13 protein-coding genes and 1 pseudogene are annotated in these 14,467 nt (G+C 40.7%); 12 read left to right on the top strand and 2 right to left on the bottom strand.

Translation table 11 applies throughout. From position 1 onward, the window contains the following. The 8 genes and pseudogenes from N2257_04880 to N2257_04845 all read left to right on the top strand — a co-directional run. A partial coding sequence (locus tag N2257_04880) for a glycoside hydrolase family 57 protein (protein ID MCX7793722.1) occupies window positions 1-1,682 on the top strand: 1,682 nt, incomplete at its 5' end. A gap of 258 nt (window positions 1,683-1,940) precedes the next feature. Next, window positions 1,941-5,126, top strand: coding sequence for a formate dehydrogenase-N subunit alpha (gene fdnG / locus N2257_04875; protein MCX7793721.1), 3,186 nt, complete (start codon window positions 1,941-1,943; stop codon window positions 5,124-5,126). A gap of 9 nt (window positions 5,127-5,135) precedes the next feature. Next, window positions 5,136-5,891 carry a 4Fe-4S dicluster domain-containing protein gene (locus N2257_04870; GenBank protein MCX7793720.1) on the top strand — a complete coding sequence of 252 codons (756 nt, stop codon included), beginning with the start codon at window positions 5,136-5,138 and terminating at the stop codon, window positions 5,889-5,891. After that, window positions 5,891-6,493, top strand: coding sequence for a formate dehydrogenase subunit gamma (locus N2257_04865; GenBank protein MCX7793719.1), 603 nt, complete (start codon window positions 5,891-5,893; stop codon window positions 6,491-6,493). Before N2257_04870 ends, N2257_04865 begins: the two co-directional genes overlap by 1 nt. Before the next feature lie 19 nt (window positions 6,494-6,512). Beyond that, window positions 6,513-6,671: a hypothetical protein gene (locus N2257_04860; GenBank protein MCX7793718.1), complete on the top strand. Its 159-nt coding sequence runs from the start codon at window positions 6,513-6,515 to the stop codon at window positions 6,669-6,671. Window positions 6,672-6,686: 15 nt separating this feature from the next. Beyond that, a pseudogene (locus tag N2257_04855) lies at window positions 6,687-7,109 on the top strand (thioredoxin domain-containing protein). Then, a complete protein-coding gene (locus N2257_04850; protein MCX7793717.1) occupies window positions 7,096-8,148 on the top strand; it encodes a hypothetical protein in 1,053 nt (350 codons plus the stop codon). The pseudogene N2257_04855 and the gene N2257_04850 overlap by 14 nt, the downstream one beginning before the upstream one ends. After that, window positions 8,148-8,897 carry a formate dehydrogenase accessory protein FdhE gene (locus N2257_04845; protein ID MCX7793716.1) on the top strand — a complete coding sequence of 250 codons (750 nt, stop codon included), beginning with the start codon at window positions 8,148-8,150 and terminating at the stop codon, window positions 8,895-8,897. Before N2257_04850 ends, N2257_04845 begins: the two co-directional genes overlap by 1 nt. Before the next feature lie 453 nt (window positions 8,898-9,350). Here N2257_04845 and bioB read toward each other — a convergent pair whose 3' ends face one another. Together bioB and N2257_04835 are read right to left on the bottom strand one after the other, a co-directional pair. Continuing rightward, window positions 9,351-10,349: a biotin synthase BioB gene (gene bioB / locus N2257_04840; protein MCX7793715.1), complete on the bottom strand. Its 999-nt coding sequence runs from the start codon at window positions 10,347-10,349 to the stop codon at window positions 9,351-9,353. 3 nt (window positions 10,350-10,352) lie between these two features. Continuing rightward, on the bottom strand, window positions 10,353-10,631 hold the full coding sequence (locus N2257_04835) for an acylphosphatase (protein ID MCX7793714.1): 279 nt from the start codon (window positions 10,629-10,631) through the stop codon (window positions 10,353-10,355). Between the two features lie 138 nt (window positions 10,632-10,769). On the opposite strand from N2257_04835, the gene aroD reads away from it, so the two are divergent. The 4 genes from aroD to N2257_04815 are packed head-to-tail and all read left to right on the top strand — an operon-like array spanning window position 10,770 to window position 14,423. Beyond that, on the top strand, window positions 10,770-11,477 hold the full coding sequence (aroD, locus tag N2257_04830; GenBank protein MCX7793713.1) for a type I 3-dehydroquinate dehydratase: 708 nt from the start codon (window positions 10,770-10,772) through the stop codon (window positions 11,475-11,477). A 4-nt stretch (window positions 11,478-11,481) separates the two neighbouring features. Then, the gene (locus N2257_04825) at window positions 11,482-12,456 is read left to right on the top strand and encodes a 6-bladed beta-propeller (GenBank protein ID MCX7793712.1); all 975 of its coding nucleotides are present in this window, start codon (window positions 11,482-11,484) and stop codon (window positions 12,454-12,456) included. A gap of 36 nt (window positions 12,457-12,492) precedes the next feature. After that, complete coding sequence (locus tag N2257_04820; protein ID MCX7793711.1) at window positions 12,493-13,422, top strand: tetratricopeptide repeat protein; 930 nt, start codon at window positions 12,493-12,495, stop codon at window positions 13,420-13,422. Then, window positions 13,419-14,423, top strand: a complete 1,005-nt coding sequence (locus N2257_04815) for a hypothetical protein (protein MCX7793710.1) — start codon at window positions 13,419-13,421, stop codon at window positions 14,421-14,423. The genes N2257_04820 and N2257_04815 overlap by 4 nt, the downstream gene beginning before the upstream one ends. Window positions 14,424-14,467: the final 44 nt, after the last annotated feature.

Raw genomic sequence — 14,467 nt, 5'->3', positions numbered from 1 at the left:
AGCATGATCAGGGATTGAGGGAATTAGAGAAGAAGGGATCAAATTACAGTGAGGATGATAAAAGATATATTATCTCAAAGCACTTTGAGATATTAAAAAACATAATACCTAAATACAGGGAAGTGGCAGGAAGGGGACAGATAGAGCTTTCTGCGAGTCCCTTTTATCATCCCATACTTCCCCTTCTCTGTGATACTGATGCTGCAAAAAAGGCACTCCCTCATATAAGACTTCCATCTCGTAGATTTCAGGCTCCAGAGGATGCAAAAGAGCAGGTTAAACGGGCTATTGAATATTTTCAGTCTATCTTTGGTTTCAGTCCTAAGGGCCTCTGGCCATCTGAGGGTTCTGTAAGTGAGCAGGTGATAGGGATATGCAGAGAACAGGGAATTAAATGGATGGCATCTGATGAGGATGTTCTTGCAGCATCACTCGGAGTTTCTATCAGGGATTCAGATGGAAAGATAAAAGAGCCTGCCCTTCTCTACAGGCCACATCTTTTTGAAGGAATGAATCTCTTTTTCAGAGACCACAGGCTTTCCGACCTCATTGGTTTTGTGTATTCGGGATGGAGACCAGATGATGCCTCAAGGGATTTCCTATCCAGATTAAAGGAGATTCATAACAGACTGGACAACAAGCCCTATGTGGTATCCATCATTATGGATGGAGAGAATGCCTGGGAATATTATGAAAATGATGGAAGGGCTTTTCTTAATTCCCTTTATAGCCTCCTTTCATCCGAGGACTGGATTAAAACCATTACAGTAAATGAATATCTCAACGAATTTGAAGGTCTCTGGAAAGGGTCTTCACTGCAAAGAGTTCATCCCGGTTCATGGATACACGCCAATTTTTCTGTCTGGATAGGTCATGAGGAGGACAATCTTGCCTGGGACTATCTAAAGCTTACAAGGGATGAACTTGTGAGATTCGAGAAAGAGCATCCCGATATTGATACCTCACCAGCCTGGAAGCTTATATATATAGCTGAAGGCAGTGACTGGAACTGGTGGTACGGTGATGAGCATGTGAGTGAGACTCAGGAAGAATTTGATGAACTCTTCAGAAATAATCTGATAGCAGTTTATAAATTTATTGGTAAGGAGCCGCCTGCTTATCTTCTTGTGCCAATACTCAGAGAGGACAGGGCAGCACAGCCTACTGTAACAATACGAGGATTTATAACCCCAAGGCTTGACGGGTTTGTGAGCAGCTATTTCGAGTGGCTTCAGGCTGCAGAGTTTGATGTTTCCCGTACAGGAGGAAGCATGCACAAGGCAGAGACCATTTTTGAAAAGATCTATTATGGCTTTGACAGAGACAATCTTTATGTAAGAATTGATGGAAAGAAAAAATCTCTGGAGATTTTACAGGATGCAAAACTTGTAATTACTTTTCTGCAACCACAGAATTTCAGGATTGATATATCTGCAAGAGGTGTCTTTTTAAAAGAGTTGAGAGATAGCAGCTGGCTTGAGTTAAAGGCACTTGAAGCTGGCATTGATGATATAGTAGAGATTGCAGTCGCTTTTTCAGACCTTGGGGTAAAAGAAAATGATGAGATAGGTTTTATAATCAATTATGAGAAGAATTCCGATGTTATTGAAAGGATTCCCTTGAGAGGCCACGTTAGGCTTACTGTTCCCGGTCCCTATTTTGAGGCAATAATGTGGCAGTAATTCTTTAAATAATAAATATTGTCATAAAAAAATTAAATAAATCCATTACTTGACTTTCAGTCCAGAATCTGATAAAAGTTGAAGATAGGTACAGGAACCTTCAAGCCTCCGAGAAAAGCTCAAGTCCTGTGCTATGAGAAGAGTTGAGAATTACTTTAACCAGTTCAAACAAAGTTATAAAGATATGTTTAATACATGCATATAAATGAATCCTGTATCTTTAATAATTTTGAATCTCAAATTTAAAAGGAGGATGCCATGGCAGTATCAAGAAGGGATTTTTTGAAACTCAGCGGAGGTGGTCTATTGCTCGGTTCTCTTAGCATTGACCTCAGACCTGTAAAGTCCTATGCCCAGACCCTGAGAATAAAGAATGCAAAGGAGACCTATACTGTATGTCCTTTCTGCTCTGTTGGATGCGGGATAATTGTTCACAGTCAGGATGGTAAAGTCATAAATACTGAGGGTGATCCTGACAATCCAATTAATGAAGGCTCTCTCTGTTCAAAAGGAGCTGCACTTTATCAGATTGTTAATAATCCTCTGAGGGTTACGAAACCCCTTTATCGTGCACCAGGTGCAAAAGAATGGAAAGAGGTTGAATGGGACTGGGCCCTTGACCAGATTGCAAGGAGGATTAAAGATACCCGTGACAGAACCTTTAAGATTACCTCAAAATCAAAGGTAAAGGAGAAGCAGCCTGATGGTACAGAGGTAGAAGTGGAGAAGGAATTTGTTGTAAACAGAACTGATGGTATTGCCCATGTGGGAAGTGCTGCACTCGATAATGAAGAATGTTATATTCTTCAAAAATGGCTCAGATCACTTGGTCTTGTCTATATTGAACACCAGGCACGTCTCTGACATGCTCCTACTGTAGCGGCTCTGGCAGAGTCCTTCGGCAGAGGAGCAATGACAAATCAGTGGAATGATATAAAGAATGCCGATGTAATTCTTGTTATGGGTGCAAATCCAGCAGAGAATCATCCCGTTTCAATGAAATGGATAATGAAGGCAAAAGAAAAAGGTGCAAAGCTAATAGTTGTTGACCCTCGCTTCACAAGAACAGCAGCAAAGGCTGATATATACTGTCCTATAAGACCGGGAACAGATATAGCTTTCCTCGGAGGCATGATAAATTACATCCTTCAGAATAATCTCTACTTGAAAGAATATGTTGTAAATTATACCAATGCCTCCTATCTTGTAAATCCTGAGTTCAAGGGACCAGGAGAGCTTGATGGAGTCTTTTCAGGATATGATCCTAAAACAAGAAAGTACGACAAAAAGACATGGTCCTATCAGCTTGATGAAAATGGCATTCCAAAGAAAGACCCCACACTAAATGATCCCCATTGCGTCTTCCAGCTCCTGAAAAAACATTTTTCCCGTTATACTCTCAAGAAGGTCTCACAGATCACAGGTGCTCCGGAAGAAAAGATACTGGAGGTCTATAAGGCCTATGCTACTACCGGAAAACCGAACAGGGTTGGTACAGAGCTCTATGCCATGGGATGGACACAGCACACAATTGGCACACAGAATATAATTGCAATGGCAATTGTTCAGCTTCTTCTTGGAAATGTTGGAATGGCTGGTGGTGGAATAAATGCCTTAAGAGGTGAATCAAATGTGCAGGGCTCAACAGATTTTGGATTGTTATTCCACTCCCTTCCTGGTTATATTCCTGTACCGACTGCTTCTTTAAGTGATCTAAATAAATACATAGAAAAACATACACCAAAGGCAAAAGACCCAAAGAGTGTGAATTGGTGGTCGAACAGAAATAAATACATTGTAAGCTATTTAAAGGCAATCTGGGGAGATAAAGCAAAAAAGGAGAATGATTTCTGCTATGAATGGCTTCCAAAACTTGATGAAGGTCAGAACTGTTCCTGGCTGATACTTTTTGATGAGATGCTTAAGGGTAAATTTGAGGGTTTTTTTGCCTGGGGTCAGAATCCAGCCTGTTCAACAAGCAATGCAGGAAAGGTAAGAAAGGCACTCTCAAGGTTAAAATGGCTTGTTAATGTTAACCTCTTTGAAAATGAGACAGGCTCATTCTGGAAAGGTCCGGGAATGAATCCAGAAGAGATTCAGACAGAGGTCTTTTTCCTTCCATGTGCAGCCTCTGTTGAGAAAGAAGGAAGTGTAACCAATTCAGGCAGGATTGCCCAGTGGAGATACAAGGCTGTTGAACCTCCTGGAGAAGCAAAACCTGATGCAGAGATAATAAATGAGCTTTACTTCAGGGTTAAAAGACTCTATCAGAAAGAGGGAGGTAAATTTCCTGAACCGATCATCAATCTCACATGGAATTATGGTGAGAGGGGAACTGATGGAAAGATAAAGAAGATAAATACTCACTTAATCGCAAGGGAAATAAATGGATACTATCTTGAGGATATCTTTGATACAAAGGTAACACCTCCAAAACAGATAGGTAAGAAGGGCCACCTATGCACAAACTTTGTTACACTCCAGGCAGATGGGACCACATCTTGCGGAAACTGGATTTACAGCGGTTCCTATACAGAGGTAGATGGAAAGATAGTAAACATGATGGCACGCAGAGGTAAAAAGGATATAAATGGACTGGGCCTTTATCCAGAATGGGCATGGTGCTGGCCTTTAAATAGAAGGATTCTTTATAACCGTGCCTCGGTTGATCCTGAAGGAAGACCATGGGATAAGAAAAGGGCTGTCATCTGGTGGAACCCTGAGAAAATAAATCCAATGACGAATAAACCAGGCTACTGGGAAGGAGATGTGCCTGATGGTCCTGCACCTCCAATGGCAATGGAAGGTGGCAGATATCCATTCATAATGAAACCAGAGGGAGTGGGTCTTATATTTGCTCCAGGGCTTGCTGATGGGCCATTCCCAGAGCATTATGAGCCCCTTGAATGTCCTTTACAGGAAAATCCCTTTTCAAAGAAACACAGGATAAATCCAACTGTCAGACTCTTTTATCCTGTAAAAGAAAAGGATATGCCAGCAGAAAAAGGTCCTGAGGAGGATATATTTGTAAGCTGTGACATAAGGTATCCCTATGTTGCAACGACCTATCGTGTTTCAGAGCACTGGCAGACAGGAGTGCTTACAAGATATCTTCCCTGGCAGCTTGAACTTGTGCCCCAGCAATTTGTCGAAATGAGCAGAGAGCTTGCAGAGGAAAAGGGTATAAAGAGCGGTGATAAGGTGATAGTATCTTCTGCTCGTGGAAAGATCTGGGCAATAGCAATAGTCACAGAAAGGCTCAAGCCACTTAAGGTAATGAACCAGACAATACATCTCGTAGGGCTCCCGTGGTGTTTTGGATGGAAGTATCCTGAGGATGGAAGCGGTGGTGATAGCTCTAATCTCCTTACACCAACAATAGGCGATCCCAATGTCCTTATACCAGAGNCAAAGGCATTTCTGGTAAATATAGAAAAGGCATAGGAGGTAAAAATGGCAAGGAAGGCATTGTTAATATCTCCAGAACTCTGTATAGGCTGCAGGGCCTGCCAGACTGCCTGTAAGAGCTGGAATCAATTGCCTGCAACAAAGACAGTTAATAAAGGTTCCTTTGAAAATCCGCCTGACCTTACTCCTTATCTATATAACAGGATTCGCTATGTAGAAATTCCATCAGAGACAAACAGAATCAGATGGCTCTTTGTGAGTCAGAGATGCATGCACTGTGATGATGCAGGCTGCATGAAGATATGTCCTGCACCTGGTGCCTTGTTTAAGACAGAGGATGGCATTGTTGCCTTTGATAAGGAAAGATGCATTGGCTGCAAGCTCTGTGTGGCCGGATGTCCCTTTAATGTTCCAAGATATGATGAACGGGACAGGATATCAAAATGCCATCTCTGCGCAGACAGGGTAGCAGAAGGACTTCCTCCTGCCTGTGCAAAGACCTGTCCAACAGGCGCAATCTTTTATGGTGCAAGAGATGAATTAATAGCAAAGGCACAGAAGACAGGTTATCAGAAACTCTATGGAGAGACAGACCTTGGAGGCCTTGGCGTGCTTTATGCTTTTAAGGATGCGCCAAAACTCTATGGGCTGGCTGAAAAACCAGAGATACCAGAAACAGTGGTATTCTGGCATAAGGTCTTAAAACCCCTTTCATACATAGGACTTGCAGGTGCGGTTGGTCTTGCAGCACTGCATTATATTACAATTGGACCAAAGAGGGATGAAGGAGGTGAGGAGTAATGACCCAGTACATTAGAAAGGCAACAACATCTGAGATAATAAACCACTGGATACTGGCTGTAAGTTTTTTTGTTCTTACCATAACAGGATTCGGTTTTCTCTTCAGGCTTGAATGGATGGGTTCAGTATTTGGTAGTTTTCATAACATGAGGACAATTCACAACTGGTCTGGTGTGGTATTTCTCATGTCACTTTTTGCAACTATGTTTTATTATCTTCCTGTAGCATTGAGCTGGAGCAGGGAGGATATTGGATGGATAAAGAAGGCTGGTGGCTATCTTTCAAAAAAGGCAAAGGTGCCTCCTCAGGATATAATTAATGCAGGACAGAAACTCTTTTATCTCTTTCTGCTTCTGAGTGGTATTGTTATATCTGCCTCGGGTCTTGTTATATGGCTCATGCCTGGTGAGAGACAGTGGATTTTAATATCCCATCTGCTTCATAATATTGCCTTTGACCTTCTCGTTATTATAATACCCGTTCACATATACCTGGGCACACTTGCCAATCCAGGTACCTTAAGGATCATGATTTATGGTACAGTGCCAGTGGCATGGGCAAGAAAAAGGCATGCAAAATGGCTGCAGAGGCTCGGTTATTAGATATTAAAGAGGAGAGGGGATGAGGTTAAGAATAATCTTAATCTCATCCCTGTTTATATTATCTTTATCCCCTCTTTTTGGTCAGGAAAAGAGATATGTCATTCCCATTGAAAACTCACCATCCTACGGACCTGCTGATGCACCTGTTACAATAATTGAATTCATTGATTATCAGTGACCCCATTGTGTTGCGGTCGGTCCGACCATTGAAAGATTAATGAAGGAATACAGGGGCAAGATAAGATTAGTTATCAAGCACTATCCCTATAAATATAGGGATTTCTCCCATATAGCAGCACAGGCTGTAATGGCTGCTTATGAGCAGGGAAAGTTCTGGCAGATGCATGAACTATTATTAAAAAAATCTCCACAGCTTGACCGTGAGAGCCTTATTAAATACGCTAAGGAGATAGGTCTTGATATGAAAAGGTTTATTAAGGACCTTGATTCAATGGCTCATTCAGAAATAATTGAAAGGGATAAAAAGCTTGCCATTGATATGGATATTTATAATACGCCCACATTCTTTATCAATGGAAGAAAGGTGGTTGGCAACAGACCCTATGAGTATTTTAAAAAGATCATAGATGAGGAGCTCAGGAATGTTAAAAAATAAATTAATCATTGCCTTAATCTTAACATCAGCCTCTTTTTCCTTCGCCGGTCATCTTGAACCACTTAAGTCAGTGCCTGTGCCAGAGAATAATCCAATTACACCTGAAAAGATTGAGCTTGGAAAAAAACTCTTTTTTGACAGAAGGCTTTCCGGTGATGGCACAATGAGCTGTGCAACCTGCCATAATCCTGAGCTCTCCTTTACGGATGGACTTGAGGTATCACTTAGTTATCCAACAACAAGGAACTGGAGGAATGCACCCACACTGATTAATGTTGGCTTCAGCAGATACCTCTTCTGGGATGGAAGGGCAGCTTCTCTTGAAGACCAGGCCCTCTTCCCCATACTTTCTGCATTCGAGATGAACCAGAATCTTGACTTTCTTGAAGAAGAACTGAGGGCAGTACCTGAATATGTTGAGGCCTTTAAAAAGGTCTTTGATGGTGAGATAACAAGAGAAAGGATTGCGATGGCCCTTGCAACCTTCCAGAGAACACTTATATCAAAGGATGCGCCTATAGATAAATTTCTGAGGGGTGATGAGAAGGCCCTCTCAGAGCAAGCAAAAAAAGGTTTTAACATATTCACTGGAAAAGGTAAATGTTCTGAATGTCATTATGGTGTGAATCTAAGTGATGATAAATTTTATAACCTGGGAGTTCCGGAGAATGAGGAATTGGAGAAGGATCCCAGGGTTGGTGCCACAAGGAGATTCGTTGCTAAGATCTATAATTACGAGGATTATATCAATCTCATAGAAGATCCGGGAAGATACCTAATAACAAAGGACAGAAGGGACTGGAAGGCTTTCAAAACACCCACATTAAGAGAAGTATCAAGGACTGCACCTTACATGCATAATGGAATTTTCAAGAGCCTTGATGAGGTAATAGATTTTTTTAATCAGGGCGGTGGCAGGGGTAATACTGTGCTTAAACCCCTTGGCCTTACTGAAGAAGAGAAGAGATATCTAAAAAGGTTTCTTGAAGAGGCCCTTATGGGTGAAGAGATTATGATAAAATATCCAGAGATACCGTGATGGAAATAGAAGATATAGTAAGAAAAAAACCTCACCTCAAGGAGACACTCCTTCTTTACAAAAAGGTAAAGGAGTTTAATGAATCAGTTGATGAATTATTAAGGGAACCTCTCCAGCACAGTGATACGTCTTATCCTCCTTCAATTATAAATGAAGTTTTCAGAAGATTTTCCGAGATATTTAATATTCCCTTCGAGAGTCTTGTCCCTCTTATTGAGGCAATGAGGCTTGGTCAGATAGATCTCACAAGACTACCCTACAATGAGGTCTCGAGCTTTCTTCTTCCCTATCATGAAGATGAACTGTGGATGCTCCTTTTTATAATTGGAAGGCCATTTTTTTCTGGTATGAAGAGATTCTTTGTCATCGATGACATTTTCTGGCACGAGGGTAGATGCCCTGTCTGCAGTGCTAGACCTACAATGACTTCCATACTTGAAGATGGCAAAAGAAGGCTTCACTGTTCCTTCTGTGGAACTACAGGATTTTACAGGCGACTTGGATGCCCTGTCTGTGGAAATTTTGATATAAAGAAAGACAATATTCTTGTCGTAGAAGAAGAGGAGGGCTACAGAATAGAATTCTGCGATGACTGTGGTTCCTACATTAAGACAGTTAATGAAGAAAGATTAAGGGATTATTCTGTGGATATAGCAGACCTGATCAGCCTTCCTCTTGACATTATTGCTCAGGGCAGGGGATACAGGAGGAATTCACCAAATCCACTGGGGATGCTCAGGATGGCATAAGCCTTTCCACACTTCCCTTTTGATCTTTCAGAAATCTCTGAGCTTTTTAATAAATTCCATAGATGATAGAGTCATCAATAGCCTCGTAGCCATGGATAAGGAGGTCCCTGAATCTTATAAGCGATTTATATAAATCAAGAAGAAATCTATTTAGGCAGGAAATATCTCTTTCAGTAATTCTTCAAGCCTCAATTTTTTTCAATCAATTCGCTTTTTCATAACTGTTTATGCCGGAGATATATTTATACTCCTGATAATCTTTAATTGTTTTTCCTGAAAGCCCTGTATCTCTGTCCTTGTATATCAGCAATGCTCTTTTTCATGTTATGGTGTCTCAAAAAATTTGATTCCCATTAAGGACAACAAGATCAATATCACTTCTTGTTTTATCAGAGAGACTTGAGATGTAGTAAAGGAGCTCAAGATTTTAAGTTGGGTTTAATTTTTTCTTCATTATGCCTTTCTGCATAGGCCCATTGCCTCTACAAGTTTTATATCATCAGAATAGGTCCGTCCTGTTGTGGTGAGATAGTTGCCGGTAAGCATTGAATCAGCACCTGCAAGGAATATCATGGAATTGAATTCTCCCAAGACCTGTGCCCTTCCACCGCAGAGTCTTATTTCTTTATCAGGAATAAGAAACCTGTAAAGACCCACGATCTTCAGTGCCTCAAGGGGTGGAAGCATACCCTCACTGTCCAAAGGTGTTCCTTTTATAGGTATTAAAAAATTAATTGGTATAGAATCAACCCCAAGCTCCCTTAGTGCTATTGCCATGTCAATCCTGTCTTCCCAGTCCTCTCCCATACCAAATATCCCTCCGGAACATACACTCAGGCCTGTACTTTTTGCAGCCTCTATTGTCCTAAGCTTATCTTTATATGTATGGGTGCTACAGATGTTTGGAAAGAATCTTTCAGAGGTTTCAAGATTATGATGATACCTTTCAAGACCGTGATCTTTTAAAAACCTGAGTTCATCCCTTTCAAGTAGTCCGAGGGTTGCACAGGGAATAAGACCGAGTTTTCTTATCCCTTCTATCATATCTCCGATCTTAATTAAATCATCCCTGGCTGCCTTCTTTCCACTTATTACAACACAGAACCTTCTTACACCATTGTCTTTTGCTTCCTTTGCCTTAGCTATAACGACATCTTTTTTTACAAGAGGATAGGTATCAATACCTGTTTTATGTCTTGCGGACTGGGCACAGAAGGAGCAATCCTCAGGACAGGCACCTGATTTTGCATTAATTATTGCGCATAGATCAACCTCATTTTTTCTGAAAAAGGCTCTCAATTTATTTGCCTCAGAAAATAGATCGAATAGCAATTCTCCATCCAATCTGCTTAATTCAATAGCTTCGTCTCTTCTTAATCTATATCCAGAGATGATATGATCTCTCAGTACAGAGAGAGATGTTTTTAATTCTGGTACTCTTTCCTTTAGCACAGTTTAATACCTTATCCTGAAGTCAGATAGATTCTCCGGAGGTTCATTCCAGTTCAGGTCAATATGGTCAACCCTTGCACCTGGTGGGCCAATCCTGATCTTTTTCAATGCCTCCTCAATGAGCTCCTGCGAGCCTTCAAAGACTGCCTCAACCCTTCCATCAGGAAGATTCTTCACCCATCCTTTGAGTCCAAGGGACTGAGCCACATCCTTTGTGAATGCTCTGAAGAATACGCCCTGAACTCTTCCGGCTACAAATACATGGCAGCGAACCTTATGCATAAAATATTATAACTTAATTCTGAATATAAAAGTCAGGAGTAGATAGGCTCTAAAAAGGACTATTATGCCACATCGAGAATTCTCTTAGCCTGCCTTTGGCTGTCTTTCCTGCTGGCAATCTACGGTATAATAGAATTCATGATTGAAGTTAAAAAGACAGAGACCTTATTTAGTGAAAAAACTTTTATAGCAGGTGTGGTTACTGCACCTGAGGTGCTCGAACATAGTCTTATAAAATATGCTGATATGCTTGAACTCAGGATAGACAGCTTTGAAAGGAATCTTCTTGATAATCTTGAAGAGATAGTTCAGAGGGCAAGGGTTTTAGATAAAATTCTTATCGCTACCATAAGAAGCCAGAAAGAAGGTGGAAAAAGGTATATAGACGACGATACAAGATGCAGGTTGTTCAGAAAAATAATACCCTATGTTGATATCTTTGACATAGAGCTTTATTCAGATCTGCTCCTTGAAAGAATGATACCGCTGATAAGAGAAAAAGATAAGTATCTTCTTGTGTCCTATCATAACTTTGAAGAGACACCGAAAGATTCTGTTATTGAAGAGATATTTTTAAGGGCAAAAAAAAGGGGAGCAGACATAGTGAAGATTGCGGTTACAGCCAATAGCAGAGAAGACCTCATAAGGATGGCTCAGTTTACCATAAGACACAGAAGGGACAGGATTGTTACAATCTCTATGGGTGAGCATGGCAGGCCCTCAAGATTACTCTTTCCTGTTTTAGGTTCAATTATTACCTATGCAGGTATTACTGAACTTTCAGCTCCTGGACAGCCGAAACTCGGTGATCCCATTTTTTCTATACTTAGAGAATGGTTAAAATAATATTATGAAAAGAATATTCCCTTTTTTGCTCTTAATTATATCCTGCGCTGAGCAGCCTGTAGAAAAACCACCCGAGATGTACTGGCCTCTTCCACCAGAAAAACCGAGAATCAAGTTTGTTGACATTATAATAGGCAGCCTTGATGCAAGGACGAGATTCGGAAAACTCAAGAGCTTTCTCTTCGGTCCTGAAAGTGAAGTCAGGTTTATTAAGCCTTTTGGGGTTGCAGTTAGAAATAGAAAGATGGTTGTTACAGATGTGAATGGAGTCCATTATTATGATTTTGAAAGGGGGGAATTCAGGCTGATAGGTACCTCAGAACTCAGACTTCCTTCTGCCATAGCCTATCATGAAAATAAGCTTTATGTAGGTGATACAGTCAAGAAGGTTATATATGTCTTTAATGAAAGGTTTGAACCTGTACTTCAGTTTGGTTTTAAGGAACTTGATACACCAGCGGGCATAGCAATAGATGATAAGAACAGAAGAATAATAGTATCTGATTCAAAGAGACACATGCTTTTTATTTACAGCCTCGATGGAAGACTGATCACAGCCTTTGGAAAAAGAGGGAGAGGTCCTGGAGAATTTAATATCCCTTACGGTATAACAGTGGATAAAGAAGGAAGGATATATGTGGTTGATTCAGGAAATTTCAGGCTGCAGATACTTGATGAGAACGGTAATTTTATAAAGTCCTTTGGAGCAGCAGGCACCTCACCTGGAAATTTTTCAAGACCTAAAGGTGTTGCACTTGACTCTGAAGGACACATCTATGTCCTTGATGCAGCCTTTGCAAACTTTCAGATATTTGATTTCGAAGGAAACACCCTTCTTGCGGTCGGGCAGAATGGAACAGGTCCAGGAGAATTCCTTCTTCCATCATCCATCTGGATAGATGAGAACGATGAAATATATGTTGTTGACCAGATAAATAAAAGGGTCCAGATATTTCAATACATTAAAGAGATCAATTAAGATGGCATTAATTTTGCTATATCTTCAAGACCAGGGATGTTGGGCGGACTCCTGAAAAGTGCATTGCTATTTTTTCTATTTACTTCTAATGCCTTATCAGAGGCTGGAGGCCCTACAGGTTATTTTGTAATAGGTGACTGGAAGAGGGTAATTGAGGAATTTCACGCAAAGGACAGACAGAATATGTCAGCAGAAGAGGTCAGGCAACTGGCTCTGAGCTTTTATTTTCTCGGAAGGCTTGATGAGGCAGAAGTGTACGTAAAGCCTCTAATAAAAGAAGATAAACAGGCAGAGACAATTTATTATTTGATAATAGCAGGAAAAGGAAAGATAAAAGAGGCGCTCAAAGCCCTTTCAGAGATAGATACTCCGGAGGCACTTACAGCGAAGGCAGTAATAATAAAAAATACCCAACCAGAGGAGGCCCTTCGTCTCCTTAATGAGGTAATAGCAAGGAATGAGGAGTATTTCTGGGCATGGTTCTATCGGGGTTTGGTCCTGGAGGAGAAGCAGGATTTCCTTAATGCAGCAAAGGCTTATAAGAAAGCCCTCAGTATAAATCCCTTATTTGCACAGGCACATAATAATCTCGGTTATTGCTACAAGGAAATGCATTATTATTCCTGGGCTGTAGAGGAATACCTGAAGGCTATAGAGCTCATACCTGACAATGCCGGCTATTATTATAATCTCGGAAATGCCTACACACACCTTGAAAAAATAGAAGAGGCCTTTAATGCCTATAAAAAAGCGGTAGAGCTTGACCCGTACTTTGCAAAGGCCCATTACAACCTTGCAAGGACCTATTTAAGAAAGGACATGGTAAGAGAAGCAATTGAGGAATTTAGGTTATACTTAAAATATGGTACCAGAGAGGTTTTTAGAACTGTGGCATCGAAGAAAGCAGTGCAGGAAGAGATTGAGCAGCTTGAAGAATATCTGCGACTTTACGGACCTGTAAAATGATTGGAAAGCAAGAAATAGAGAAGATAAAAAGGGGAGCGGGTGCAGGGAGATTTTTTAAATTGTTATGTAATTCCAGCTCGCTCATTATTTTAATCATCCTACTCTTTTCCTGTGCTCCCTCTGTGAGGAAGGATATTGACCTGTTATTCCTGAGAGATGAAGATCCTCTAAAGAAGTTAATTATTATCAATTCCATTGAAGAGAGGAACAGAACACTTGAGGATGATCCTCGCTGGCTAAGTGATTCCTATGAGAGATTCTTCATTAAGAGCCTCGGTGAGATAAATGAAGCGGACTATCCTTCCTATTCAAGATATCTGGAGAACGGTTCTCTTTATATAATCGTCCATCCTGCCTATTACACCTTCTTTCAGAGACCTCTCTTCCCTCTTATCTATGAGGAGATCCCAAAAGAGAATGAGCTTGAGCGGCTGTTAAATGAAAAGAACTTTTCTCCAAAAACAGCTCTGATAAAGGCTCAGGAAAAGACACTCAGGGATTTTCTTGAATACACCTCAACAACGAAAAGACTTGTTATACTCATACTTCCAGGCGGATATAAGAAGTATGATGGCTATAAGTTCAAGGGACAGAGGGATGAGTTCAGGCGTTATATAAATGAGGTCACCAATGAGTCAGAATCTGTTATATACCTGTACTCAAAAAAGCCTAATCGGGGTCTTTTAAGTGAAAAGGATACGCAGAGGCTTTTAAAATTCCTTGCTGCGCTTAAGCCAAAAAATATACTAATTGGAGGCGGTTATCTTGGAAGGTGTATTGAGGACTTCTGGAGAACAATCGAACCATTTTATGGAGAAAAACTTTATCTCGTTCCGGAACTTGTGGCAATATCTCCTTCAGACTTGGGTCTCTTCCAGGCTTACGGAATGTTAAGACCAGATGGTACAGTTGATGTTGAAAGGCTTACAGAGAATATAAGGAATAATACCATTGGTAATCAAGAGGTTCAGCCAAGGTTGAGGAATATTAATAGAGAATAGTTTAAGATATTTAAAGGCAAACTAACTGGGCTTAATTTTAATCT

The organism is Thermodesulfovibrionales bacterium (assembly GCA_026417875.1).
Classification (GTDB): Bacteria; Nitrospirota; Thermodesulfovibrionia; order Thermodesulfovibrionales; family CALJEL01; genus CALJEL01.
The sequence above is the reverse complement of the archived record's forward strand: the minus strand, read 5'-3'. Positions and strand labels throughout refer to the sequence as shown.